This is a genomic window from Candidatus Dechloromonas phosphoritropha, assembly GCA_016722705.1.
In the GTDB taxonomy this organism is placed as follows: Bacteria; Pseudomonadota; Gammaproteobacteria; order Burkholderiales; family Rhodocyclaceae; genus Azonexus; species Azonexus phosphoritrophus.
Genome location: JADKGN010000005.1, coordinates 260,892 through 286,829, shown reverse-complemented (window position 1 = coordinate 286,829; position 25,938 = coordinate 260,892). Strand labels below are relative to the sequence as shown.

Here is a 25,938-nt window from a genome sequence, read left to right as displayed (position 1 = left end):
ATTCAGCCGGAAAACAGACGGTTCATGTCGTTGAAAAAGGCGAAAGCCATCACGACGAAAAGAATGGAGAGACCGATCTGCTGGGCAATCTCCATAGCCCGCTCGGAAAGCGGCCTGCGTCTGACGACTTCGATTATATGATACATCAAATGCCCCCCGTCCAGAACCGGGATCGGGAGCAGATTGAGAACCCCGAGGCTGATGCTGACCAGAGCCATGAACTTCAGGTAATAATCCATCCCCAGGCGCGCCGACTGGCCCGCATAGTCGGCGATCGTCACCGGCCCCGAAAGATTGCGCCATGAAACCTCGCCGGTCACCATCTTGCCCAGCATCACCAGGCTGAACACCGACTTGTCCCAAGTCTCCACGAGCGCCTTGGCGCCCGCCGCAAAAAAGCCGTAGCGCACGAATACCCTGACCTCACGGCTCGCATCGCGACTCTCGGCAACCGCGACGCCAATCCGGCCGATCCGCTTACCACGCTCGGAAATGGCCTCGGGGACCACGTCGACCGCAATGGTCGTCCCGTTCCGCGACAGGTCGATGCGTACCTGACGTTCGGCAGCGCCACGCACCAGCAGCACGAAGTCGTGCCAGTTGCGCACCGCTGTTCCGTCAACCGCGAGTATCGTGTCACCGCTATGGATTCCGGCAGCCTCGCCGGGGCTGCCAGGCATCACCTTGCCGACGACCGGTGGCAGGTTCGGGCGAAAAAACCTGATCCCCAGACGTTCCAGCGCGTCACCTTCCCATCCCTCATCACCCGCAGCCTGCAACGGCAAGCGACGGACCATGATCTCGCGCTGCTCGTTGATGACTTCCAGATCGACACTTTCCTGGCTGGCAGCCTTCTGCAGCAGGGTCCAGCGCAGGTCGTTCCAGGTGGCCACCGTCTGTCCATCGATCGCCCGCACCTGTTCGCCATTCGCGACACCGGCGATGGCGGCCGGCGATGCAGCCGGCGGCGTCCCGAGAATCGGCAGCAATTCGTCGCTGCCGTGCAGGAAGACAGCCCAGTAGAGGAGAATTGCCAGAACGAAATTGGCGATCGGTCCGGCGACGACGATCAGGCTCCGCTTACCCACCGACTGACGATTGAAGGCGCGCTCGCGTTCATGGGGGGCGACCTCGCCCTCGCGCTCGTCCAGCATCTTGACGTAGCCACCCAGCGGAAAGATCCCGATTGCCCACTCGGTGCCATCCTTCCCGAGACGGCGCTGCCACAGCGCATGGCCGAAACCGACGGAGAAGCGCAGGACCCGGACGCCGCACCAGCGTGCCGCGACATAGTGGCCGAACTCGTGCACCACGATCAGCACGCCGAGGACAACAACGAAAGCCAGCAGATAGAATGGGATTTCGCTCACGTAGCGCCGGCTTCCATGACCAGGCTTGCGGCAATCCGGCGCGCCTCGGCATCGGCGGCCAGCACGTCGGCCAGGCTACCCTCGGGACTGGCGGGCAAGGCTGCCAGCGTCGCTTCGATCAGCCGGGAAATACCGAGAAACGGCAGGCGCCTGTCGAGAAAGGATTCTACCGCCACTTCGTTCGCCGCATTGAGGATGGCTGGAGCCGTCCCGCCCGCCCGCAACGCAGCGTAGGCCAGCGGCAGGCAGGGGAAGCGGTCGAGATCGGGGGCTTCGAAGTCCAGCCTTGCCGCCGCGAGCAAGTCGAGCGACGGCACGCCGGCGTCGATGCGCTCGGGATAGGCCAGCGCGTACGCGATCGGCGTCCGCATGTCGGGATTCCCCAACTGTGCAAGTACCGAGCCATCGACGTATTCCACCAGCGAGTGAACCACGCTCTGCGGATGCACGACCACCTGAATCCGCTCGGGTGAGCAGTCAAACAGCCAGTGCGCCTCGATCACCTCGAGGCCCTTGTTCATCATCGTGGCGGAGTCGACCGAAATCTTCCGCCCCATCACCCAGTTCGGATGCGCACATGCCGCCTCCGGCGTCACCTCGTCCAGATCGGCGCGCGACACGGTACGAAACGGCCCACCCGACGCCGTCAGCAGTATCCGGCGCACACCACAGGCTGAGATTCCACATGAGATATCGGATGGAAGCGATTGAAAAATTGCATTATGTTCACTGTCAACCGGCAGCAAAATTGCCCGATGCTCGCGTACTGCCCGCATGAACAGCTCACCAGCCATGACCAGCACTTCCTTGTTGGCCAGAAGGATCTTCTTTCCCGCCCGCGCCGCGGCCAGTGTCGGCTCGAGTCCCGCGGCGCCGACGATAGCCGCCATCACCGTATCGACCTCGGGATGGGACGCCATTTCGCTCAGTGCCTCGACACCGTGGAGCACCGCCGTGGTCAAGCCGGCGTTGCGGCAGCGCAGCGCGAGTTTATCAGCCAGCGCGGCATCCCGCACGACGGCAAACTTCGGGTCAAACTCGCGAACCTGCTCGAACAGTTTTTCCACCTGGCTGTTCGCGCACAATGCAAAGACGCGAAAGCGCTCGGGATGACGACGAATGACGTCAAGGGTGTTGACCCCGATTGAACCGGTTGCCCCAAGAATCGTTACGCTCTGGTGATTCACCCGTGACCCCGTAGCAACAGCCAGAGAAACGCCACCACGGGCAGCGTCGAGGTCAGGCTGTCGATGCGGTCGAGCACGCCACCGTGTCCGGGCAGCACATTGCTGCTGTCCTTGATTCCGGCCTGCCGCTTGAGCATCGACTCGAACAGGTCGCCGACGACGCTGACCGCCGTAACGCCCAGCAGACAGATCACCCATAACGGCAAACTGACCGGCGTGAAGGCGAACCCGATGCGCAAGGCAATCCCGTAGAGCACCACGCCAACTGCCGCGCCGATGGCGCCTTCCCAGGTCTTGCCGGGACTGATCGAGGGCGCCAGCTTGCGCTTGCCGAAGGCTCTTCCGGAAAAATAGGCCGCCACGTCGGCCATCCAGACTACGGCTAGCACGGCCAGCAGGACGCCAGGGCCAGGGATTCTGAGCTGGACCAAAGCGAGCCAGGTCGGGAAGAGGACCACGAAGCCCGCCAGAATACCTGCCAAGCCGTGGGGCAGATGCCATTTCACACGCAGCCAGAAAGGCACGAGCACACCCCAGAAACCCGCCGCCACCAGATAGGTGGCAACGACCCACGCCGAAGATGCCTCACCCCCCGACCCGCCGACTCCCATCGCCGCCGGCGCGAGCAGCGAAACGGCCGCGCAGAAAGCCGTGAGCGCCCCACCGAGAAAAAGGCGTCGCAGATCGCCCAGACCGAGGAGGCCGCCCCATTCCCAGCCTGCGACACCGATGAAAACAGCCGCCAGCAAGGCCCAGTAGGCCGGGGGTAGCAGGAAGAGGCTGGGCAGCAGCAACGCCACCAGGACCAATGCCGTAATCACACGAGTTCTAAGCATTGGACTCGCCGCCAACAATTTGCGCGCTGGTCCGCCCGAAGCGGCGCTCGCGTTTCTGAAAGGAAGCAATCGCCAGGTCGAACTCGACGCGGCCGAATTCCGGCCACAGGGTTCCGGTGAAATAAAGTTCGGTATAGGCAAGTTGCCAGAGCAGGAAGTTGCTGATCCGCGCTTCGCCACCGGTACGAATGAAAAGGTCGGGCTCGGGTGCGAAACTCATCGACAGGAAGGACTCGAGATCGACTTCGTTCCAGCCCGACTGCTTCCCGGGTTGCGCGCGCAGCATGGCATTAACTGCCTGCATGATGTCCCAGCGACCTCCGTAATTTGCCGCGATTGTCAGTTGCAGGCGCGTATTACTTGCGGTTCGCGCCTCGGCGGCAACGATGAGTTCCCGCAGGCCCTTTTCGAAACGCGAGAGATCACCAATGACCCGCAAACGCACACCGTTGCGGTCAAGTTTTTCGACTTCCTGCTCCAACGCCTTGACAAATAACTGCATCAGGAGACTGACCTCCTGAGGCGGACGGCGCCAGTTTTCGGAACTGAAGGCGAACAGGGTCAGGAATTCCACGCCGCACTCGAGGCAGGAACGCACGGTTTCGCGCACCATCTCGACACCTTTGGCATGGCCGGAAAAACGCGGCATGAAGCGTTTCCTCGCCCAGCGGCCATTGCCGTCCATGATGATGGCGACGTGCCGGGGTACGGCTACCGCCTCCGGAACCTGCCGCGTCGAACTGGTAAATAGAGCCATGTAGCCTGCGGTCAGCCTGAAGCGTCAGTCAAACCTGCATCAACTCGACCTCTTTCTGGCCGAGCATCTTGTCGACATCGGCAATGTGCCGGTCGGTGAGTTTCTGGATATCGTCCTGCGCCCTGCGCTCGTCATCCTCGGAAATCTCTCCCTTTTTCAGCGCATCCTTGAGGTGAGTGATGGCGTCACGGCGCAGATTGCGGATCGCCACCCTTGCGTTTTCGCCTTCGTGCTTGACGACCTTGATCATTTCCTTGCGCCGCTCTTCGGTCAGCGCCGGCATCGGCACCCGTATCAGTTCCCCTTGAGAAGCGGGATTGAGGCCGAGATCGGAGTCGCGAATCGCCTTTTCGACCTTCTGTACCATGCTCTTCTCCCAAGGTTGCACGCCTATGGTGCGAGCATCGACCAAGGTGATGTTGGCAACCTGGTTTACCGGCATAAGCGAGCCATAATAGTCGACCAGGACATGATCCAGCAGCCCGGTGTGGGCGCGGCCGGTACGAATCTTCAGCAGATCACCTCGCAGCGACTCCAGCGTCTTCTGCATCTTGTTCTCGGCATTCTTCTTGAGTTCAGGAATCATCGGTTTCTCCATCAACAATAGACCAGCGTACCCTCATCTTCCCCACAGACCACGCGCTTCAGCGCGCCGGCCTTGAAAATTGAGAACACGTTGATCGGCAATTTCTGATCGCGGCACAGAGCAAACGCGGTGGCATCCATGACCGCGAGATTCCTCGCGATCGCATCGTTGAAGCTGATCCTGTCGAAGCGGATCGCGGCAGGATCCTTCTTCGGATCGGCTGAATAGATGCCATCTACCTTGGTCGCCTTGAGCACGATTTCTGCGCCGATTTCCGATCCGCGCAATGCGGCGGCGGTGTCAGTCGTGAAGAAAGGGTTGCCGGTCCCGGCGCCGAAGATGACTACCCTGCCTTCCTCCAGATAGCGGATAGCCTTGCCGCGAATGTACGGCTCGACCACCTGCTCGATACGCAGGGCCGACTGTACCCGAGCATTCAGGCCCACCTGACGCATCGCATCGGAGAGGGCCATCGCATTCATCACCGTGGCCAGCATGCCCATATAATCTGCGGTCGCCCGATCCATGCCGGTTGCTGTACCAGCCATTCCGCGAAAGATGTTGCCACCGCCGATGACGACGCCGATTTCCACGCCGAGGTCGGCAACCATCTTGATCTCCGCGACGATCTCCGCGATGGTCAGCGGATTGATGCCGTAGGTGTCGTTGCCCATCAGGGCCTCACCCGAAAGTTTCAGAAGGATGCGTTTGTACCGGGCCGTGGTCATGGCGTTTCCCTGCGGATTAAATCTTGGCGGCGGCAGCAGCAGCCTGGGCAGCCACTTCGGCGGCGAAATCATCCACCCTCTTCTCGATACCCTCGCCGACCATGAACAGCGTGAAGCCGGCCACCGACGCGCCCTTGGCCTTAAGCAGTTGTTCGATCGTCTGCTTGCCGTCTTCAGCCTTGACGAACACCTGACCGAGCAGGGTGACCTCCTTGAGGAATTTCTGTACCGAACCTTCAATGCGCTTCGCCACGATATCTTCCGACTGCGGCTTCTTGCCCTCTTCTTGGGCTTTTCTCGCATCTTCGGCGGCCTTGCCAGTGGCGACCGCACGCTCCATTTCGATCAACTCGGCAGGCACCCCCGACGCATCCAGGGATTTCGGCTTGGAAGCTGCGATGTGCATCGCCAGATCCTTGCCCAGCTGGTCGTCACCACCGATGACATCGACCAGTACGCCGATTTTGGACCCGCCATGAACGTAGGAGAGCAGCTTGCCGCTCGCCGCGATACGTGCAAAACGGCGGATCGTCATGTTTTCGCCGATCTTGCCGACCAGAGCCGAGCGGGTCGATTCCACCGTGCCCTCACCCATCGGCAGCGCCGACAGCGCCGCGACATCGGCCGGGTCGCGGGTCGCCGCCAGTTCGGCACAACCCTTGGCCAGGGCGATGAATTCGTCGTTCCTGGCGACGAAATCAGTTTCGCTATTCACTTCGACGAGGGCACCGAGCTTGCCGTCCGCCGAAAGATAGAGGCCGAGCACGCCTTCCGCGGCAATGCGGGAAGCCGCCTTGCTCGCCTTGTTGCCCAACTTGACGCGGAGGATTTCTTCCGCCTTGGCCATGTCGCCGTCCGCTTCGGTGAGGGCCTTCTTGCATTCCATCATGGGTGCGTCGGTCTTGCCGCGCAGTTCAGACACCATGCTTGCGGTGATTGCCACCATACTTGTTCTCCTGGTCTTTTCAAACTGGCGGGGCTGTGTACCCCGCCACTGCGGACTCATTCCACCGCTTCATCCTGGAATTCGACGAACTCGTCATCACCAACGGTAGCGACGATTTCCTGAACGAAGTTGCTGCGGCCTTCGAGGATGGCATCGGCGACGCCACGGGCGTAAAGCTGGATGGCTCGCGATGAGTCATCGTTGCCCGGGATAACATAGTTGATGCCAACCGGCGAATGATTGGTATCGACGACCCCGATGATCGGCACACCGAGCTTGCTGGCTTCGGTGATCGCAATCTTGTGGTAGCCGACGTCGATGACGAAGATGGCATCCGGCAGGCCAGGCATTTCCTTGATGCCGCCGATCGACTTCTGCAGCTTTTCCATTTCGCGACGGAAAGTCAGCGCCTCCTTCTTGGGCATGCGCTCGAGGTCGCCGGCCTCGACCGCCAACTCCATTTCCTTGAGGCGCTTGATCGAGGTCTTGACCGTCTTGAAGTTGGTCAACATGCCGCCGAGCCAGCGCTGGTCGACAAAAGGCGCGCCGGCACGCCGCGCCTCCTCGGACACAATCTCGCGCGCCTGGCGCTTGGTGCCGACGAACAGGATGGTACCGCGGTTGGCGGACAGCTTCTTCACGAAGGCCATGGCTTCGTTGTACTTGGCCAAGGTCTGTTCGAGGTTGACGATGTGAATCTTGTTGCGGGCGCCGAAGATGTACGGAGCCATCTTGGGGCACCAGAAGCGGGTCTGGTGACCGAAATGAACACCGGCCTCCAGCATTTGACGCATGGTTACGGACATACGAGAACTCCTTTAAGGGTTGAACCGCCACCCGCCTGAAACGCCCGCCATTCCTGAAATCTGGCGGACACCCTTAATCTGCGGATGTGTGGATTGATTGCGCGCAGCTCGCGTGCAACCGCTTCTTCGAGACTTTCGCCGCGAAAAAACTTTTGAATTGTAGCATTGCCGAGCGGTGCAGAGAAAGCTCAATAGCCGTTCTGTGTCAGTGCAAGCAGTTGCAGCATGCGCACGAGATGGGGTTGCCAGTCCGGCATCTGCAAGCCGAACTCTTTCTCAAGGCGCGAGCAGTCGAGCCGCGAATTGGCCGGACGGGCAGCGGCAGCGGGATACTCGCTGCCCGGAATGGCGATTATCGCCCCAGGCTTAAGACGCAGGTCGAAGCCCGGCGTTGCGCCGGCTAACTTGACGATGGTGCGGGCAAATTCGTGCCAACTGACCGGTCGACCGCAACAGAGGTGGTAGCGTCGCTGTGTCTCGCGGTTCATCGCGTGGCCCTGACGCAGCATGGCGAGCACGATGCCGGTCACGGTGGCGATCAACGCCGCCGGCGTCGGCGAGCCAATCTGATCGCTGACCACATTCAGTGTCCGCTTCTCGTGCGCCAGGCGCAGGATGGTCTTGGCGAAATTTTCGCCGCGCGCGCCAAACACCCAGCTAGTCCTGAAGATGACGGACTTGCAGCCCGCAGCCTGGATCGCCTCCTCGCCCGCCAGCTTACTGCGGCCGTAGACGCTCAGCGGAGCGCTCGGGTCGCTCTCGACGTAGGGCGCCGGCTTCTTGCCATCAAAGACATAATCGGTCGAGTAATGGACCAGCAACGCGCCGAGCCTTGCCGCCTCCTGCGCCAGGACGCCCGGCGCCTCGCCATTGATGCGCATGGCCAGTTCGGGTTCGGCTTCGGCCCGATCAACCGCCGTGTAGGCCGCCGCGTTGACGATGACTGATGGACCGATCTGCCTGACCAGCAAACGCAATCGATCGAGATCGTTTAGATCGCAGTCGGCATGGCCGCAGGTGATGACTGGGCCATGCGGCGCCAGTGAGCGCTGCAACTGCCAGCCAACCTGACCGTCCTTGCCCAGGAGAAGGATGCTCATCGTTTCCCAACCTCAAATCACAAACGTGGGATTATGCCACTCGCGCCGCCGGCTTTGAGAATGACTGCCAATACTTTATCCTTGGCCCCCTCGCAACCTTTCCGCCAGCCTCCGCCATGAGCATTTCCATCAAGACACCACGGGAAATTGAAAAGATGCGCGTCGCCGGGCGCCTTGCTTCGGAAGTGCTCGACTATATAGAGCCATTCGTCAGGGCCGGCGTGACAACCAATGAGCTGGATCGCCTCTGCCATGACTACACGGTCAACGTGCAGGGCGCCATTCCCGCGCCGCTGAATTACGCGCCCAAGGGTTACAACCCCTACCCGAAATCGATCTGTGCCTCGGTCAATTACCAAGTCTGCCACGGCGTGCCCGGTGATCGCATCCTCAAGAACGGCGACATCGTCAATCTCGACGTCACTCCGATCAAGGATGGCTACCATGGCGACACCAGCCGCATGTACCTGATCGGCGATGCCTCGATCCAGGCAAGACGACTCTGCGAAATCACCTTTGAATGCCTGTGGCTTGGCATCTCCGTGGTGCGGCCCGGCGGACACATCGGCGACATCGGCGCCATCATCCAGAAGCATGCCGAGAAAAGCGGTTACTCGGTCGTGCGGGAATACTGCGGGCACGGCATTGGCGTCAATTTCCACGAGGATCCGCAGGTGACCCACTACGGCAAGTCCGGCACCGGTCCGCTGATGGAGTCCGGCATGATCTTCACCATCGAGCCGATGATCAATGCCGGCAAGGCCGCCATCCGCGAAATGGCCGACGGCTGGACCATAGTCACCAAGGACCACAGCCTCTCCGCGCAATGGGAACACACCGTGCTGGTCACCGCTACCGGCCACGAGGTCCTGACACTCTCCGCCGGATGCCGTCCAAAGCCCGACTGGATCGCCTGATGAGCATCGATGTCGCGGCACTGCGCAGCGAGGTCAAGACCGCGCAGGAAGGCCTGTTCGCGGACTATGCACAAACCAACGATGCCGCGGCCCTGCTCACGAATCGGTGCCTGATGGTCGACGACGTCCTTGCCCGGCTGTGGACCAGCCTCGACTTTCCCGCCTCGCTGACGCTTGCCGCGGTCGGTGGCTATGGGCGCGGAGAACTCTACCCCGCCTCGGACATCGACCTGCTCATCCTCCTGCCGCAGGAACCCGGCGCCACAGTGCAGGAAAGGCTGGAGACGCTGGTTGGCAACTTCTGGGACATCGGGCTTGAAATCGGGCACAGCGTGCGCACGATCCAGGAATGCCTCGATGCGGCAGCCGGCGACATCACCATCCAGACCGCCCTGCTCGAGTCCCGTCTACTGACCGGCAACAAGGACCTGTTCACCGCCTTCGCGAAGCGGTTGCGCGGCAACCTCGACCCGCTCGTTTTCTTCGAACGCAAGCGGCTCGAGCAGCAGGAACGGCACCTGCGTTACAACGACACGCCGTACAGCCTGGAACCCAGCATCAAGGAAGCGCCAGGCGGCCTGCGCGACCTTCAGGCAATCTTCTGGACGGCGAATGCGGCCGGTTACGGCCAGACCTGGGCCGACCTCGAACGGCACGGCTTCCTGACCAGCGAGGAGTGCGTGCATGCCAGGCGCTGCGAGGAGTACCTGCAACACCTGCGCATCCGCCTGCACCTGATGACCGGGCGCCACGAGGACCGGCTGCTGTTCGATTACCAGAACGCGCTGGCAGCCGAGCACGGTCTCGAATCGACCCCGGCCAAGCGCGCCTCTGAGCGGCTGATGCAGGGCTATTACCGCAATGCCAAGGCAATCACCCTGGCCAACACCATACTCTTGCAGAACATCGGCGCGGCGCTGGCGCCCGAAAACCAGCAGATGCCTCAGCCGATCGACGCCAATTTTCAGTCGGTCGGCGGACTGCTCGACATCCGCGACGACGACGCCTTCGCTGGCAATACGGCGCTGATTTTTGTTAGTTTCCTGATCATGCAGGAAAACTCCGATCTCCACGGCATGACCGCCAGGACGCTGCGTGCCCTGTGGCGGGCTCGTGAATTGATCACCCCGGAGTTTCGGGCGAACCCGGCCAATCGCGTAGCCTTCCTGAAGCTGTTGCAGGGCGAGCGCGGGGTCGTGCATGAATTTCGCCGGATGAACCAGCTCGATATCCTCGGCGCCTATCTGCCAGCCTTCGGACGCATCGTCGGGCAGATGCAGCACGACCTGTTCCACGTTTACACGGTCGACCAGCACATCCTGCAGGTTTTACGGAACATCCGGCGCTTCGCGATGACCGAATTTGCCCACGAGTACCCGATCTGCTCGCGCGCGATCACCGGATTCGACCGGCCCTGGCTGCTCTACGTTGCGGCGATTTTCCACGACATTGCCAAGGGGCGCCGCGGCGATCACTCGGAACTCGGCACCGTCGATGCCCAAGCCTTCTGCGAAGCTCACGAAATGTCAGCCGCGGACACCGAACTGGTCGTCTGGCTGGTTCGCCACCATCTCGTCATGTCGCAGGTCGCCCAGAAGGAAGATCTTTCCGACCCCGAGGCGATTGCTGCCTTTGGCCGCCTGGTCGGTGACGCCCGTCACCTGACTGCCCTCTACCTGCTGACGCACGCCGACATTCGCGGCACCAGCCCCAAGGTGTGGAATAACTGGAAAGGCAAGTTGCTGGCCGACCTCTACCATCTGACGCTCGACAATCTCGGCTGCGACAGCCAGCCGGCGGCGCAGGGCATCATCGCTGAAAGGCAGGCCGAGGCCATACGCCTGCTGCGTTTCTTCGCGCTGCCGGAAACGGTGCACCAACGCCTGTGGAAAGAACTCGATACCGTCTATTTCCTGCGCCATTCGGCCGAAGAAATCGCCTGGCACACGCGTTCGCTGCATTACCGGATCTTCATCGACAAGCCGGTCGTGCGCGCCCGCCTCCATCAGGATGGCGAGGGCCTCCAGGTATTTGTCTACACCAGGGATCAGCCCGATCTGTTCGTCCGCATCGTCGCCTTCTTCGCGCGGTCCGGCTACAGCATCGTCGACGCCAAGATTCACACGACGTCCCACGGCTATGCGCTCGACAGCTTTGTCCTGCTCAATGTCGCCGAGCAACACAGCGACCGTGAGATGATTTCCTACGTCGAGCACGAACTCACCGACCGCCTGTACCGCCAGACTCCACCGGAGGCGCCGTCGGCAGGCCGTCTGTCGCGTCAGGTCAGAAATTTTCCGATGAAGGCCGAGGCCAGCATCCAGCCCGACGAAAGGGGCACCAATTACGTCCTGACGCTGACCGCCGCCGACCGTCCCGGACTCCTCTACACGGTCGCGACCACCCTCGCCGAGCACGGGGCCAACCTGCACACAGCCAAGATCTCGACGCTCGGTGAACGGGTGGAAGACGTCTTCCTGATCAGTGGCGACAACCTCAGACTGAGCCGCCGCCGTATCCAGCTCGAAGCCGATCTGATGGAACGGCTGAAGGTCTAGCCGGGAATTTCGGTCGGCAATCGGCTGCTTCGGCAGCCCACCAGTTCCTCGATCACCACCCGGACCCGGCCCATGGCCTCCTGCAGAACCCTATCGAGACTCTCGAAGTGGATGCCATTGGCGCTGTTGCCGCGTCCCGCTGCGTGGTTGGCGACGACGCTGATCGCCGCGTACGGCAGTCCGAGTTCGCGGGCCAGCACAGCCTCCGGCATCCCGGTCATGCCGACCAGGTCGCAGCCGTCGCGCTCGAGCCGATTGATCTCGGCGGCGGTTTCCAGGCGTGGCCCCTGCGTCGCCGCATAGACGCCACCGAACTTCATCGCGATGCCCAGTGCCGCGCCGGCCTCGGCGATCCGCCGACGCAGCTCGTGGTCATAGGGTTCAGTGAAGTCGACATGGGTCACCGCTGACCCGTTGCCCTCGAAGAAAGTGCCCTTGCGCCCCGACGTGTAGTCGACAATCTGGTTGGGAATGACGATTTCGCCCGGCTGCAGGTCGGTACGGATGCCGCCGACCGAGGCCACCGAAATAATGCCTGTCGCTTGGTGGCGATGCAGCGCCCACAGGTTGGCCCGGTAGTTGACCATGTGCGGCGGGATCGTGTGGCCGTACCCATGACGCGGCAGGAACATTGCCGGCTGGCCGCAGATCTGCCCGAAGACCAGCGCTCCCGAAGGTTCGCCATAAGGCGTACGCACCACCTCGCGATGCGAGACGTCCAGATTGGACAGCATGGTCAGCCCGCTGCCACCGATGATTGCCAGCATTCAGCCCTTCCTTTCGGCCAACAGCGAGGCCAGAGTCGGCACGACGCCTTTCAGCCCCGGATAGGCGCGGCGGATGCGGGCACCATCCAGCGCTTCGCTTTCGAATTTCCGGTATAGCGCATTGCGCCGTTCGGCAACGAACGGCAGGTCGCGCAGCGTCGTCCCCAGATGATAGCGTAGCAGCGTGTCGCGCCCGATGTCCTTGGCCTGCCAAGGCATTGCCGTGCGGTCGACAAGATGCAGGGCGCGCACCGCAAGCAACTTCGCCGCCAACTCCGCGACCTGACGATGAACGGCCTCACGATAGGCGGCCACCGCCTTTCCCTCGTCGCCGGCTGCCGCGCCAGTCGTCACGGCCGGTGCCCCCATCAGCCAGCAAACGACGACATCCGGGGCAAATGTCTCGATCGTTGCCAATTGTTCCGTGCTCAGCGCCGCCACGTCGCCCTGCATCAGGGTAACCCCGCCGGCCGCCTCGCCCACGCGCTCGGCACTGGCCGCCAGGCACTCCGGTAGCGTGTCGAGCGCCAATACCGCCAATCCACGCGCGACCAGCGCGGCGGTGCCGAAACCGAGCCCGCAGCCGATTTCGAGCACGCGCCGGCCGGGAACCAGTCCGGCCATCCACGCATAATCACCGCGCCGCACATAAGCCTCGCCCTCATTCCGCCAGTAGTCGACAAAGTCGCTGACCGTGGCACCACTCATCCCGCCTTCTCCCTGACCGCGTAGATGGCCGGCAGATTGCGCCAAGCGCCATGGATATCCATGCCGAAGCCGAAGACGAAGCGGTCCGGTACGGTCAACCCGACAAAATCGGCGGAAACGGGCTTGCTCTTGCCGTTCAGCTTGTCGGCAAATACCGCCAGCAGCACCTCGGCAGCGCCGAGTCGCCTCAGGCTTTCCTTGATCGCCGCCAGCGTCACGCCCTCGTCGAGAATGTCGTCGACGACAAGGACCGTCCGGTCCTTGACCGGAATCCACGGTGCACTGCGCCACGAGATCTTGCCGCCCTGCGTCTCGGGGCCGTAACGCGTGGCGTGCAGATAGTCGAAGTCAAGGGGAAAATCGAGCCTGGGCAACAGTTGACCGCAGAAGACCACGCCTCCGGTCATCACGCACAGCACCAGCGGATTCCGCTTGGCTAGTTGCCCATGGATCCGCGCCGCAACCTGGCCGAGCGCGGCCTGGATGGTCGCTGCGGAATGAATCGGTTCGGCATCCGCCAGCAGCGCGCGCGCCTCGTTGCTATCCACTCAGGCCTCCAGTGACTTCCTTCAGGTAGGCAGCGAAAGCCGCCCCGACTTCGGGATGACGGCACCCGAATACGACGCTCGCCTGCAGATAGCCAAGCTTGGAACCGCAGTCGTAGCGGGTACCGGAATAGCGATAGGCGAGCACCTGCTCCTCGCTGAGCAGCGAGGAGATGCCGTCGGTGAGCTGGATCTCACCGCCGGAGCCCGCCTTGATTGTTTCGAGATGATGGAAGATGCGCGGGGTCAGGATGTAGCGGCCGACGACGGCCAGCGTCGATGGCGCCACTTCGGGCTTCGGTTTCTCGACGATGGCACCGATCTGCTCCAGACGATCGGCGACGCGCCGGGCATCGACGATGCCATAGCTCCCCGTCTCGCCGCGCGGCACGTCCTGCACGCCGAGCACCGAGCAGCGATAGTAATCATAGGTATCGGTCATCTGCTTCATCACCGGTGGCTCACCGTCGAGCAGATCGTCGGCGAGCAGCACGGCGAACGGCTCGTCGCCGATCACCGGCTTGGCGCACAGCACGGCGTGGCCGAGGCCGAGCGCTTCCGCCTGGCGGATGTAGATGCAGTTGATGTTCTTGGGGATCATGTTGCGCACGAAATCAAGGGTCTCGTTCTTGCCCCGTGCCGCCAGCTCCGATTCCAGCTCGTACGCCTTGTCGAAGTGGTCCTCGATCGCCCGCTTGGAACGGCCGGTGACGAAGATCATGTCGGTAATTCCGGCCGCCACAGCCTCCTCCACCGCGTACTGGATCAGCGGCTTGTCGACGATGGGCAACATTTCCTTCGGGCTGGCCTTGGTCGCCGGCAGGAAACGGGTACCCAGACCGGCCACCGGAAAGACTGCTTTACGAACCTTTTTCACTGTTCCGCTTCCCTTTCCAACAATTTCAGCAATTCTGCCTCATCGATCACCGCAATACCCAGTTTTCGGGCACTTTCCAGCTTGGAACCTGCTTCCTCTCCGGCGACCACGAAATCGGTCTTGGTCGATACCGAGCCGGCCACCTTGCCGCCAGCGGCCTCGATCAGCGCCTTGGCCTGGTCGCGTTTGAGCGTTGGCAGCGTGCCGGTCAGCACCAGCGTTCTGCCCGTGAAAGCGCGCGGCCTTGACTCCGCCTGCTCTCCTTCCGGCCAGGTCAGACCGCCTTCCCGCAGGCGGCCGATGATCTCCCGGTTGTGCGGCTCGGCGAGAAAAGCGGAAATACTCGCGGCAACGATCGGCCCGATGTCCGGTACCTCCTGCAAGGCGGCATCATCGGCCGCGAGCAGTGCCTTGAGGCTGCCGAAATGGCGGGCAAGATCGCGCGCCGTCGCCTCGCCGACATTGCGGATACCGAGCGCGAAGATGAAGCGGGCCAGCGTCGTCTGCCTGCTCTTCGCGATCGCCGCGACCAGATTCCGCGCCGACTTGTCGCCCATGCGCTCCAGCCCGGCCAGCGTTTCGGCGGTCAGCCCGTAGATGTCGGCCGGCGAATGGACCAGCCCGGCATCGACCAGTTGCTCGACCAGCTTGTCGCCGAGCCCCTCGATGTCCAGCGCCCGCCGCGCGGCGAAATGCAGCAGCGCCTGCTTGCGCTGTGCCGGACAGTAGAGGCCGCCGCTGCAGCGAGCGATTGCCTCGTCCTCGCCCCGGGTCACGGTCGACCCGCATTCGGGGCAGATTTTCGGCAATTCAAAAGGCGGATGCAGCGGTTCGCCACCGAACGGGTCGCGTATCGGCCGGCGCTCGGGGACGATGGCCACCACTTCCGGAATGACATCACCAGCCCGGCGAACGATGACCGTATCGCCGGTCCGCACGTCCTTGCGCCTCACCTCGTCTTCATTATGCAGGGTCGCGTTGGTCACCGTGACCCCGCCGACGAATACCGGCCTGAGCCGGGCGACCGGGGTGATCGCACCGGTGCGGCCGACCTGGACGTCGATGCCGAGGATCTCGGTCAGCGCCTCCTCGGCCGGGAACTTGTGGGCAATGGCAAAGCGCGGGGCGCGCGAAACAAAACCCAGCTGTGCCTGCGCCGCCAATCGATTGACCTTGTACACCACGCCGTCGATGTCATACGGTAAGGCGTGCCGTTTCTCGCCCATCTCGGAAAAGTAGGCAAGCAAACCCGGAGCGCCCTGGACTACCCGGCGTTCCGCCGCCACCGGAAAGCCCCAGGCGGCCAGCAGGTCCATCAGACCGCCATGGGTCGTGACCGGCAGAGCCTCGCCCCCCGCCCCGACTCCGTAGGCGAAAAACGCCAGCGGGCGAGCGGCGGTGATCCGCGAATCGAGCTGGCGCAGGCTGCCGGCGGCCACATTGCGCGGATTGGCGAATTCCTTCTCACCACGCTCGCGCTGGCGGGCATTGAGCGAGGCAAAGGCATCCTTGAACATCAGCACTTCACCGCGCACCTCGATCAGCGGCGGCCAGCCGCTGCCGGCGAGGCGCAGCGGGATGCCGCGCAAGGTCCGCAGATTGGGCGTCACTTCCTCGCCGGTCATCCCGTCGCCGCGCGTCGCACCGCGGGTGAATAACCCGTTCTCGTAGGTCAGGCTGATCGCCAGCCCGTCGAATTTTGGCTCAACAGCGTAGTCGACCGCGGCAATCGCTTCCAGCCCGTCGCGCACGCGCTGGTCGAATGCCTGGACCTCAGCCGGATCAAAGGCGTTGTTCAGCGACAGCATCGGCACGCCATGGACACAGGGCGGAAACTCGCTGAGCGGAGCGCCGCCGACGCGTCGGGTCGGCGAGTCGGGTGTCAGCAGCTCCGGGTATTGCTGCTCAAGGTCCTGCAGTTCGCGGAACAGCAGGTCGTACTCAGCGTCGGGAACCGTCGACGCGTCGAGGACGTAGTAAGCGTGGTTGTGGCGCTCGATCTCGGCGCGCAGTTCCCGCACGCGCCCGGCGGCGAGTGCCGGCGCGGCCATCAGGAAAACAGGCGCAGTGCTTGTGCCGATCCGGCCGGCAGACCAAAGCTGGCCATCGTCGCTTGCGGCTTGCCGATGAATTCACGCCGGATATGATCAAGTTGCACGTCATTCAGCGGCTGCCGGTTGTCGTCCACCAGCGTGCCCTGCAGGGTTTCGGCGAAGCGCTTGGCGAGTGCGACCATCTGCTGGAAGACCCGCTCGCCATGAGCGACGCGCGGCACGTCGAGAACGAAGGTCAGACTATGCGTCGTGATGTTGCGGATCGATTCGGCCGAGAAGCGGTTCGTCTCGAAGTTCTGCAGCGTGAACTGGGTGCGTCCCTCATCATCGCGCCGCGTGAAGGCGCCGTCGTCGTCCAGCACCATTCCCGCCGCCTCGGCCAGCGCGCGGATCTTGGTGCCGGAAAACGGCGTCCCGCGGCTGATCAGATTGACCCCAATCTCGAGGTCGACCGCAGCGCAGAACCTGTCGATCTCGGCCGCCTGATCGAGCAGCCGGCTGGCCGGCATGTCGGCCACGGCCAGCAATTCGTCGGCCAGCAGGTGCATGGCGCCGGTGAAGGTCACCAGATCGGCTTCGGATACGGGACCCGTGCGGTCAACCAGTTGCAGCCCGACCCGCAGACGTCGCACCGGCACCTCGCTGTCCGACGGGATGCGCTCCCATTCGCGGTTGCGCTCATTGAAGTGCACCCAGTGGATCGGTTTGCTCACGCGCTCCAACGTCCTGAGCTGCGAATCGATGATCTGCGACGCCGGCACGGGATCGACCAACTCCATCGCCACGATGAACTCCAGGCGCGGATCGAGCAGGGCTCCGGGAACCAGGCCCACCGGCAGTTCGGGAACTTCCGCTTCATCCTGAGGCGAGACGGTGCGACCCCATTCCGCCCCACCGCCCTTGCCATCGCCCTCCGCGAAAACCGGCTCAGCGGAATCACCGGCCCGCGGCATGTCGGCCAGCACCGGTTCCCGGCGTTCGGGTGTCGCGACCGGTGCCGTAGCGCGCGATTCCGGCTCGTCGCGGACGGCTGACGCCTCGCTGGCAGGGGCGGCACCGAGCAGGACATCATGGTGCCGCGGCTTGAGGAGCGCATCCGCGAGCTTGCGCTGCCGGTATTCCTGCCACTTGTTGTAGCCGAGCACTCCGACCACCGCCGCAGCGCCCAGGCCAATCAATCCCATCTGGAGTTCGGTCATTTAAGCCGCATCCCTCATCTTCAAGGCTTCTTCGATATCCACTTCAACGACGCGCGAAACGCCTGATTCCTGCATGGTAACGCCGACGAGTTGTTCGGCCATCTCCATCGAGATTTTATTATGGGAAATGAACAAGAACTGCGTATTCGCCGACATTTTCTTGACCATACTGCAAAAACGCTCGGTATTGCTGTCGTCTAGCGGCGCATCAACCTCGTCGAGCAGGCAGAACGGCGCCGGATTGAGCTGGAACAGCGAGAAGACTAGCGCAATTGCCGTCAGCGCCTTCTCGCCGCCGGAGAGCAGATGGATGGTCGAGTTTTTCTTGCCCGGCGGCTGGGCGCTGACCTGGACGCCGGCATCGAGGATTTCCTCGCCCGTCATCACCAGTTCGGCCCGCCCGCCACCGAACAATTCCGGGAAAAGTCGCCCAAAATGGTCGTTGACCGCATCGAATGTGTTTTGCAGCAAATCGCGGGTTTCACGGTCGATGCGGCGGATGGCGTTTTCCAGCGTTTCCATCGCCTCGGTGAGGTCTGCTGCCTGCATGTCGAGGTAGCCCTTGCGCTCGCTGGCCGTGTCCAGTTCTTCGAGCGCGGCGAGGTTGACCGCCCCGAGTTCGGAGATGGCATTGGCGAGCCGGGTAATCTCGGCCTGTAAGCCAGCCGGGCGGGCGTTGCCGATTTCCTGGCGCAGGATCGTCTCGTCGGCGCCGGCTTCGCGCAACTGCTGCGCGAACTGCTCCGCATTGAGTTCCGCCGCCTGCTCCCGCAGCCTGAGGTCGCCGATGCGCGCACGCAGCGGCTCGAGTCCCTGCTCTATCCGCAGCCGCTGTTCCTCAAGCGCGCGCAGCGCGCTGGTTGCCGACTCCAGCGCGTCACGACTGTGTGCCAGCGCCCTTTCCTTCTCCTGCCGGGTTGCCAGCGCCACCTGCAGGTTTTCCTCCATGACGTCGGCCGGGACTGCCTCAACCTGTTCGGCGCATTGCACACGGTCGTTCCCGATGCGGCCCAGTTCGCGCTGCGCCAGCGCCTGCTGGGCGAAGATGTCCTGCAACTTGCCCTCGGACTCGCGCAGCGAGAACTGCGCCTCGCGCAGGGCGCGGTCGAGATCGGCGTTGCGCTCGCGTTCGGCGCGCACGGCACGCTCGGCTTCATCCAGGCGTGACTGGGCGCCGGCAACGAGGACACGGATGCGGGCCAGGCCCTCGCGCACCTCGGCGATCTTGTCGTCGGCCGCCATGTCGCGCTCACGCTCGGCCTCGTCCTCGGCAGCCAGTTCAGCCAACTGCTCCTGCATGCGCTCCTTCTGCTCGCGATGGCGCTCGATGGCCTGGCCAAGCCGAAGCACCTCGAGTTGCACCGCATGCACGCGCTGCTGGCGGTCGGTCACGTACTGGCGCGTTTCGCCCATTTCTTCCTGCTTGTCGGCGAACTGCTCGTCGAGCACCGCGAGTCGCTCGCGCACGGTTTCGGCCTGTTCCTCGGCCGCGGCAATGCCGGCGCCGAGTGTCTCGATCTCGCGCTGACGTTCGAGCAGGCCGTGCTCGCCCTTGTCCGGCGCAAAGAACGTGACGCTGGCGCGGGTCAGCAGGTCGCCGCCGGCGGTCACCAGCAGCGTGCCCGATGGTAATTCGCCGCGGCGAGCCAGCGCGGCATCCAGACTGTCGGCGGTGAGCACCGGAGCCAGCCAGTCGGCGAGCGCGGCGGCAAGCGCGGGATTGCCGCTGTGCACACGCTCGCTCAGGCGCCCCACCCGCTCGCCATTCGCCGCGTCGGCCGGCAGGGTTACCGCGAGCCGGGCCGCAGGCCGATCATGCAGCCATCCATCAAGCTTGGCCGGATCGTCACAGGGAATGGCGTTCAGCCGCTCGCGCAGCACGGCCTCGACGGCATCTTCCCAGCCGGCATCGACATGAATTTGCTGCCACAGCGCGGGCGCGTCTTCGAGTCCGTGGCGGCGCAGCCATTCCGGCAATTCGCCCGATTCCCTGGCGCGCGCCTGCATCTGCTCGAGCGCCGCCCGGCGCGCCTGGCCGCCCGCCAGTTCCCGCTCGCCGCGCTGCAATTCTTCCTGCGCCTGGCGGCGGTTCGCCTCGAGTTGCGGCAATTCCTGCTGCAACTGCTGCAAGTGATCCTGATCGCCGGCCAGTTCTTCGCGCAGCAGCGCCAGTTCCTCTTCCTTCCCGGCGAGATCCAGCGCGTCCGGCACGTCCTGGCCGCCACCCTCCTCGCGCAGCCGTTCGCGGCGCTGGCCAATCGACTGCAAGGCGCGCTGGGCATGCGCCTTGTTGGTCAGCTCGACCTCGAGCCGCTGCTCGCCGTTGCTGGTCCGGGTCCGCAGGCGTTGCAGTTCTTCCTGCGCCTGGGCATGGCTTTCCTCGACCTGGGGCGTGATGTTCATCTGCTGGCGCAGGTGCTCGTCGGCCTCGGCGACGCGCAGGCGGGTGGCCGCCTGCGATTCCTCCCATTTCTGACGGTCGACCGCGAGCTTCTCCGCTGTCCGGCTCCAGTGCGCAAGCTCGTCTTCGAGCTGGACCAGGCGCGCCTCGAGCTGATTGCGCGACTCGCGGCGATGGCGGATTTCGGCTTCCAGGCGCGCCACTTCGGCGTTGGCCGCGTACATGTCGCCCTGCGCCTGGTGCAGGGCATCGCCGGCGGCAAAGTGTGCCTCGCGAGTTTCCTCGGCGCGCGCCTCGGTTTCGCGCAGCGCCGCATTCTGTGCCTCGAGATCGGTCACTGCGCGCTCGACTTCGAGCGCCGCCCGCTGCCGCTCGGCCTCGGCCTCGCGCTTCTTCAGCAGCCAGAGCACCTGCTGACGCTGCACTAGCTGTTCATTCAACGCCTGGTAGCGACGTGCCACCTCGGCCTGCGCTTCCAGCCGTTCCATCTGACTGCCAAGTTCGACGCGGATATCCTCGACGCGTGTCAGGTTCTCGCGCGTGTCCTCGAGCCTTCCCTGGGTTTCCTTGCGCCGCTCCTTGTAGCGGGTAACCCCGGCTGCTTCCTCGAGAAAGACGCGCAGCTCGTCCGGCCGCGCCTCGATGATGCGCGAGATCATGCCCTGGCCGATGATCGCATAGGCACGCGGTCCGAGGCCGGTGCCGAGGAAGAGATCGGTGATGTCCTTGCGCCGGACCTTGAGGTTGTTGATAAAGTAGTCCGACTGCCCCTGCCGTGTCAGCGTGCGCTTGACCGACAGTTCGGCATATTGCGACCACTGGCCGAGCGCGCGGCCGAGCAGGTTCTCGAAAATTAGCTCGACGGAAGCGCGCGACACGGGCTTGCGGCCCGTCGTTCCGTTGAAGATGACGTCCATCATCGACTCGCCGCGCAATTCGGAAGCTTTCGACTCACCCAGCACCCAGCGCACGGCATCCATGATGTTGGATTTGCCGCAGCCATTGGGGCCGACGACGCCAACCAGTTGCCCGGGCACGGCAACGGCGGTCGGATCGACGAAGGACTTGAAGCCGGCGAGTTTGAGTCTGGTCAGGCGCATTGGATAACGGCAGGCTCGGGAATGGCCCACCTTGACGGGGGCCGTATAATAACATTTACTCCATTTCGATGAATCTGAGCATGCCCAGCCAACCGACGAGAACCCTCGAAACCTTTCCCAATCCGGCGGTCGACCGCGACTTTCACATTCACATGCAGATTCCGGAATTCACCTGCCTGTGCCCGATGACCGGCCAGCCCGATTTCGCGACGCTGATTCTCGATTACATCCCGGACCAGACCTGCATCGAACTGAAGAGTCTCAAGCTCTACATTTGGTCCTACCGCAACGAGGGCGCCTTCCACGAAGCCGTCACCAATCGCATTCTCGACGACCTGGTCGCCGCCACCGCGCCGCGCTTCATGCGCCTGACCGCCAAGTTCTACGTGCGCGGCGGCATATTCACCAATGTCGTTGCCGAATTTCGCAAGCCGGGCTGGCAACCGGCGCCGCGCGTCGATCTCAGCGTTTTCGACAGCGAATCGAATACCCGAGGCTGAATGAACGCCGACGATCGTTTCCTCGCCCGCGCCCTCGAACTGGCGCTCAAGGGCAGCGAAGTGAACGAAGGCGGCCCGTTCGGCGCCGTCATCGTCCGCGACGGCAAGATTATCGGCGAAGACTGGAACCGGGTAGTGGCGAGCGGAGACCCGACCGCACACGCCGAAATCGGTGCCATCCGCAGGGCGTGCGCCGCGGTCGACAGCTTCCACCTGCCCGATTCCACACTCTATGCGTCCAGCGAGCCGTGCCCGATGTGCCTGTCCGCTGCCTACTGGGCGCGCATCGGCCGCATCGTCTTCGCCAACACCCGCGATGAAGCGGCCGCCATCGGCTTTTGCGACGACGAGTTGTACTGCGAACTGAACCGCCACTTTTTGGCGCGCCGCATCGTCATGGAACACCACCCACTTCCCGATGCGCTGCTGCCGCTACAGCGCTGGGCAGGCAACCAATCCTCTCAACTTAGTCCATAGTCATACGGCGGGTTTGTAAGCAAAGGACAGGTGAGGCTTTCGCTGGTTTGGCCGAGGTCGAGCACGATCAGGGATAAATTTCTGAAGGTTTTTGACGATTTCCGAGAAGATTTCCTTGGTAACTCGGGTGGTGATTTGCTGCACACCCGCCAAGACTCGGGGCAAGATACGACGTACGGTATTGAAGGCCATCGTCCGATTCACTCGCCATGGCGAATCGCTGGGCAGCCGCTCTTCCGCAGCCAGGTAGGTGGCCAGGGCATTGAGATTGTCACACACCATCTTGGCCCCAACATCCTGGCAGGCGGCCAGCCAAGTCAGGCCGGACGTGTGCTCCAGATTGAGCCGGTGTTTGATGCGCTTGAACGCCTCCTCGATACGCCAACGGCTGTGATAAAGGGCTGAGAAGCTTGTGGCCGGATACCGCGCGGTATCAAGCAAGGAGGTCATCAAGACCCGTACCTTGCCAGTCGGCGTCACCTGACGAATCAGGCGAACCATAGAAGGCAGACGCGGACACTCGTAATCAATGGCATCCTGACGATGCGGTGGCGGCAATGTCACCTGCGCCTCATCTTCTCCGGATCGCATGAACTGGGTGATGGCAGAAAAGGAAGCGGACGAATCACAGCGTATGCAAAAGGGGATACCTCGATGCAACAGCGCCGCGACCAACCAGGCACCCGGATACCCGCGATCAAGCACCAGCATGTCCTGAGCACCGAGTCGGTCAAGCCGCTCAAACAACATCTGACGTTCGCCGACCAGCGAACTGTGCAAAATCAGCGAGTCGAACAATTCGATCCCTGGCCGAAACAAACCGAAGATGGCCGCTTCTCGAATATGGCGGCGCCCTTCCAGGTCAAGCAAGGTCAGACGTACCTTCGATGCATCCGCCGCCAAGACCCGCAAGCCTTGCCAGTCCGGCTGCTGCGGAACGACCTCATCGACCAGGCGCAGCAATTCTGTATTGAGCGGCTCAAAGAGATTGGCGACCAGATGGCTGCGCGCCTTTGAGAAGGCACTGGCCGTGATCGCCCGACAAAGGCGGGTTCTTCCGGCAAGCAGGGCAAAGAAGGAATCAAGCTCCGCCTGAACTGCGCCGCGAATGCCGGTGAGCAGGAAAGCGATCAGATTCGTGAATGGCAATTCACGGTTTCGGGTGAAAAACCGAGGCTCGCGGCGGGCGGCGGCAAGGAAATTGGCGCCATGAATGTAGTCCGTTAGCCGTGAAACGATATTGGCATATTTAGGCCGTCATATAACGCCTATTTATATCAATTGGTTACATGCTCGATTATATCTTGGCGCGGCCAGATGGCAAAGTTGCCAAAATTAGATGACAGACCGCTAAGTCAAGAGGATTGCCAGCAACAGTCGCTCAATCAATGCCGCCTGACTAAAAGCACTCGCCCAAGGCGGCCTAAGAATCGTATCATTAATATTCGTTTCATAATTATAATTCCACTTAATTGCTTGATCATTTATACTGACAGTATTTTCCTTGACAAACTGGAGGGCATTAACCCGGATGTTTCATAAACCCGCCGCGCGATGTCAATGTCGTGCCATTCCAGCCGTGATGCGAGTCAGCTTGCTGCGAATTTTGCTGCCAACCCGCCACGATCGGCCAAATACCCCAACTTTTGGGCATCACACCCTGCCGCCATCGATCCCTGGACAGAGCGCTGGCGAGACCTGACCTCCGCTCAAGCGGATTCGAGTCGGTAGCATGAGACGGCGTCGCCGAGTCGATCAGGCCGGTGCCGGCGGGCGCGGGACGAGGTAAAGCAACTCGGTCACCCGCGCCAGCACCCCTTCATCGGACACGACGTAGGCAAGGACAGCTTGATCCGATCCTTGTACTGCACCACGCGCACCGCCAACTTAAAGAGTTTCAGGATAATCGACAGCGGTTGCGCCTTGGCCAGTTCCGTATGCACCAGCGTGTTCTCGCGCAAGCCGTGAATCAACCCATACGCCGCACACGAATAGAACAGCCGCAGGTGATTGGCGAGGAAGGCATGATCGGAGGTCCGGTCACTGGCCAAGTCGTTCTTCACCGCCTTGATGAAGTTCTCGTCCTGCCCTCGAGCACAGTACAGCTCTTTGTAAAGCACATCAGGCGTCGGGTCGGACAGCGAGGTCACCACGTACCGCGGGTTGTCACCCAAGGCCATCACCTCGGCCTTGACCACCACGCGGTAAGCCTTGGGCCACGAGCCCGCCTGATACTCGATATCGTCGTACAGTCGTGTCGCCGCAGGCTCGGCGTTCCCCAGGCGCTGGGCGTTGGCGCTGTGTGTCTGGTGCAGCGCACGGGCTTTCTTCAGCAGCGGCTCGGCCTTGGGCGAGAGCACCGGGTTGCCGGCCAGGCCGAAGAGGAAGTCCAGATGCGGATCGGACGCGCACAAGGCCATCAGTTCGGGATTCGAGAAGTGGCCATCCCCGCGCAGAATGATGTGGGTCTCGGGCCAAGCCTGGCGGAGCAAGCGCAGCACGCGCTTGATGATGGCCGCGTTCTCCTTGCCAGTCGGGCGTTTGCCCGGACGCAGGACGGCAGTAATGAACTTCCCGGAAAGTCCTTCGAAGAGAAACAGCGGCAGGTAGCAGTGATTCCCGTAGTGGGGGTTATAGAACGCCAGTTCCTGCTGCCCGTGAGTGGCATCCTCCGAGTGATCCATATCGAGCACGATCACGGCAGGCGCTTGGGCGTAGCTGGCGATGAAGGCGTCGACGAAGCTTTTGGCCAGGCGGTAAATGTCTTTGCGCGATACGCTGTTTTCGAGCCGGGAGAGCGTGGGGCCGGAGGCCAGGTCATTTCCCTCGTCCAGCGGGGCACGACCGACCGCCAGTTTGAACAGCGGATCGCGCCGCAGCGTGTTGGCGTCATTACCGTCGGCGTAACCGCTGGCGGTCTGGAATATCCGCTGGCGGAGCAGGTCGGCCAGGGGATGGTCAATGTACGAGGCGTGGCGTTTGTCGTGAATCGCGCTGACCAGGCGGGGAATCAGGCCGATTTGCAGGTCGATGCCACGCAACAGGAGTGCGCCAAAGTCGGAGGACATCGCCCCGCCGTCAAACTCTGCCCGGATCGTAAATCCGGCGCTGGCGGGAAAGTGAAGCTGGGTTGGGATAGAATAGTCCATAGGCGGTCTCGTTTAGGCTTCTTACGAAGCGTTATTGGCGTAACCCCTATTATATCAATGGGTTAAACGAGATTCGCCTGCTTTTATGAAAAATTCGGGTTAAATTGTTTGCTATCAATTTTGAATTTCTTGCATTGAAGTTCGAATGGCTTTTGGTTGCGCCCAAATATTGAGAATGCGATAGTTGCCATATTGTAGTAGCGCTTCCCTTCAGGCGATTTAAAGTAGGGAACACCATCATCTCCAATAGCTAATACACTTTGCCAGTAGTCTGTGGTATCTGGAAGATCAATTGTTCCGTCATCCTTCTGGGGCACTATGCAATAGGAAACTGGAAAATTGAAACAGTTTCCCGAAGACGACAGAGTGC

22 protein-coding genes and 1 pseudogene are annotated in these 25,938 nt (G+C 62.4%); 4 read left to right on the top strand and 19 right to left on the bottom strand.

What is annotated here, in order from left to right; genetic code table 11:
* Nucleotides 1–2: 2 nt before the first annotated feature.
* The 9 genes from rseP to rfbD form a co-directional block, all read right to left on the bottom strand.
* Nucleotides 3–1,370, bottom strand: a complete 1,368-nt coding sequence (rseP, locus tag IPP03_21020) for an RIP metalloprotease RseP (GenBank protein MBL0354990.1) — start codon at nucleotides 1,368–1,370, stop codon at nucleotides 3–5.
* Nucleotides 1,367–2,557 carry a 1-deoxy-D-xylulose-5-phosphate reductoisomerase gene (locus IPP03_21015; protein MBL0354989.1) on the bottom strand — a complete coding sequence of 397 codons (1,191 nt, stop codon included), beginning with the start codon at nucleotides 2,555–2,557 and terminating at the stop codon, nucleotides 1,367–1,369. Before IPP03_21015 ends, rseP begins: the two co-directional genes overlap by 4 nt.
* Nucleotides 2,554–3,393 carry a phosphatidate cytidylyltransferase gene (locus IPP03_21010; protein MBL0354988.1) on the bottom strand — a complete coding sequence of 280 codons (840 nt, stop codon included), beginning with the start codon at nucleotides 3,391–3,393 and terminating at the stop codon, nucleotides 2,554–2,556. The genes IPP03_21015 and IPP03_21010 overlap by 4 nt, the downstream gene beginning before the upstream one ends.
* The gene (gene uppS, locus IPP03_21005; GenBank protein ID MBL0354987.1) at nucleotides 3,386–4,150 is read right to left on the bottom strand and encodes a di-trans,poly-cis-decaprenylcistransferase; all 765 of its coding nucleotides are present in this window, start codon (nucleotides 4,148–4,150) and stop codon (nucleotides 3,386–3,388) included. Before uppS ends, IPP03_21010 begins: the two co-directional genes overlap by 8 nt.
* A 28-nt stretch (nucleotides 4,151–4,178) precedes the next feature.
* Complete coding sequence (gene frr, locus IPP03_21000; protein MBL0354986.1) at nucleotides 4,179–4,736, bottom strand: ribosome recycling factor; 558 nt, start codon at nucleotides 4,734–4,736, stop codon at nucleotides 4,179–4,181.
* An 11-nt stretch (nucleotides 4,737–4,747) separates the two neighbouring features.
* Nucleotides 4,748–5,464 carry a UMP kinase gene (locus IPP03_20995; protein MBL0354985.1) on the bottom strand — a complete coding sequence of 239 codons (717 nt, stop codon included), beginning with the start codon at nucleotides 5,462–5,464 and terminating at the stop codon, nucleotides 4,748–4,750.
* 16 nt (nucleotides 5,465–5,480) lie between these two features.
* The gene (locus IPP03_20990) at nucleotides 5,481–6,410 is read right to left on the bottom strand and encodes an elongation factor Ts (protein ID MBL0354984.1); all 930 of its coding nucleotides are present in this window, start codon (nucleotides 6,408–6,410) and stop codon (nucleotides 5,481–5,483) included.
* Nucleotides 6,411–6,466: 56 nt separating this feature from the next.
* Nucleotides 6,467–7,216: a 30S ribosomal protein S2 gene (gene rpsB / locus IPP03_20985; protein ID MBL0354983.1), complete on the bottom strand. Its 750-nt coding sequence runs from the start codon at nucleotides 7,214–7,216 to the stop codon at nucleotides 6,467–6,469.
* A gap of 188 nt (nucleotides 7,217–7,404) precedes the next feature.
* Complete coding sequence (gene rfbD / locus IPP03_20980; GenBank protein MBL0354982.1) at nucleotides 7,405–8,316, bottom strand: dTDP-4-dehydrorhamnose reductase; 912 nt, start codon at nucleotides 8,314–8,316, stop codon at nucleotides 7,405–7,407.
* A 116-nt stretch (nucleotides 8,317–8,432) separates the two neighbouring features.
* On the opposite strand from rfbD, the gene map reads away from it, so the two are divergent.
* Together map and IPP03_20970 are read left to right on the top strand one after the other, a co-directional pair.
* A complete protein-coding gene (gene map, locus IPP03_20975) occupies nucleotides 8,433–9,233 on the top strand; it encodes a type I methionyl aminopeptidase (GenBank protein MBL0354981.1) in 801 nt (266 codons plus the stop codon).
* Nucleotides 9,233–11,791, top strand: coding sequence for a [protein-PII] uridylyltransferase (locus tag IPP03_20970; GenBank protein MBL0354980.1), 2,559 nt, complete (start codon nucleotides 9,233–9,235; stop codon nucleotides 11,789–11,791). Before map ends, IPP03_20970 begins: the two co-directional genes overlap by 1 nt.
* On the opposite strand, the gene IPP03_20965 is transcribed toward IPP03_20970, so the two are convergent.
* From IPP03_20965 to smc, 7 genes are read right to left on the bottom strand one after another with little or no spacing between them, the layout of a single operon-like run.
* Nucleotides 11,788–12,558 (bottom strand): S-methyl-5'-thioinosine phosphorylase, encoded by a 771-nt coding sequence (locus tag IPP03_20965; GenBank protein MBL0354979.1) that lies wholly within the window; start codon nucleotides 12,556–12,558, stop codon nucleotides 11,788–11,790. The genes IPP03_20970 and IPP03_20965 overlap by 4 nt on opposite strands.
* The gene (locus IPP03_20960) at nucleotides 12,559–13,266 is read right to left on the bottom strand and encodes a class I SAM-dependent methyltransferase (protein ID MBL0354978.1); all 708 of its coding nucleotides are present in this window, start codon (nucleotides 13,264–13,266) and stop codon (nucleotides 12,559–12,561) included.
* Nucleotides 13,263–13,814: a hypoxanthine-guanine phosphoribosyltransferase gene (locus IPP03_20955; protein MBL0354977.1), complete on the bottom strand. Its 552-nt coding sequence runs from the start codon at nucleotides 13,812–13,814 to the stop codon at nucleotides 13,263–13,265. The genes IPP03_20960 and IPP03_20955 overlap by 4 nt, the downstream gene beginning before the upstream one ends.
* Nucleotides 13,807–14,688 carry a UTP--glucose-1-phosphate uridylyltransferase GalU gene (gene galU / locus IPP03_20950; GenBank protein MBL0354976.1) on the bottom strand — a complete coding sequence of 294 codons (882 nt, stop codon included), beginning with the start codon at nucleotides 14,686–14,688 and terminating at the stop codon, nucleotides 13,807–13,809. The genes IPP03_20955 and galU overlap by 8 nt, the downstream gene beginning before the upstream one ends.
* Complete coding sequence (ligA, locus tag IPP03_20945) at nucleotides 14,685–16,739, bottom strand: NAD-dependent DNA ligase LigA (GenBank protein ID MBL0354975.1); 2,055 nt, start codon at nucleotides 16,737–16,739, stop codon at nucleotides 14,685–14,687. Before ligA ends, galU begins: the two co-directional genes overlap by 4 nt.
* Entirely contained in the window at nucleotides 16,739–17,941 is a 1,203-nt protein-coding gene (locus IPP03_20940) for a cell division protein FtsZ (protein ID MBL0354974.1), read from the bottom strand. Before IPP03_20940 ends, ligA begins: the two co-directional genes overlap by 1 nt.
* Nucleotides 17,942–21,442 carry a chromosome segregation protein SMC gene (gene smc, locus IPP03_20935; protein MBL0354973.1) on the bottom strand — a complete coding sequence of 1,167 codons (3,501 nt, stop codon included), beginning with the start codon at nucleotides 21,440–21,442 and terminating at the stop codon, nucleotides 17,942–17,944. It lies immediately after the preceding gene.
* Nucleotides 21,443–21,522: 80 nt separating this feature from the next.
* Here smc and queF point away from each other — a divergent pair, with 80 nt between their 5' ends.
* The gene (gene queF / locus IPP03_20930; GenBank protein MBL0354972.1) at nucleotides 21,523–21,942 is read left to right on the top strand and encodes an NADPH-dependent 7-cyano-7-deazaguanine reductase QueF; all 420 of its coding nucleotides are present in this window, start codon (nucleotides 21,523–21,525) and stop codon (nucleotides 21,940–21,942) included.
* A complete protein-coding gene (locus IPP03_20925) occupies nucleotides 21,943–22,419 on the top strand; it encodes a nucleoside deaminase (GenBank protein MBL0354971.1) in 477 nt (158 codons plus the stop codon).
* On the opposite strand, the gene IPP03_20920 is transcribed toward IPP03_20925, so the two are convergent.
* The 3 genes and pseudogenes from IPP03_20920 to IPP03_20910 form a co-directional block, all read right to left on the bottom strand.
* Nucleotides 22,420–23,634: an IS4 family transposase gene (locus IPP03_20920; GenBank protein ID MBL0354970.1), complete on the bottom strand. Its 1,215-nt coding sequence runs from the start codon at nucleotides 23,632–23,634 to the stop codon at nucleotides 22,420–22,422. It abuts the gene before it with no gap.
* Nucleotides 23,635–24,174: 540 nt separating this feature from the next.
* A pseudogene (locus IPP03_20915) lies at nucleotides 24,175–25,568 on the bottom strand (IS1380 family transposase).
* 83 nt (nucleotides 25,569–25,651) lie between these two features.
* Entirely contained in the window at nucleotides 25,652–25,885 is a 234-nt protein-coding gene (locus tag IPP03_20910) for a hypothetical protein (protein MBL0354969.1), read from the bottom strand.
* Nucleotides 25,886–25,938 lie beyond the last annotated feature (53 nt).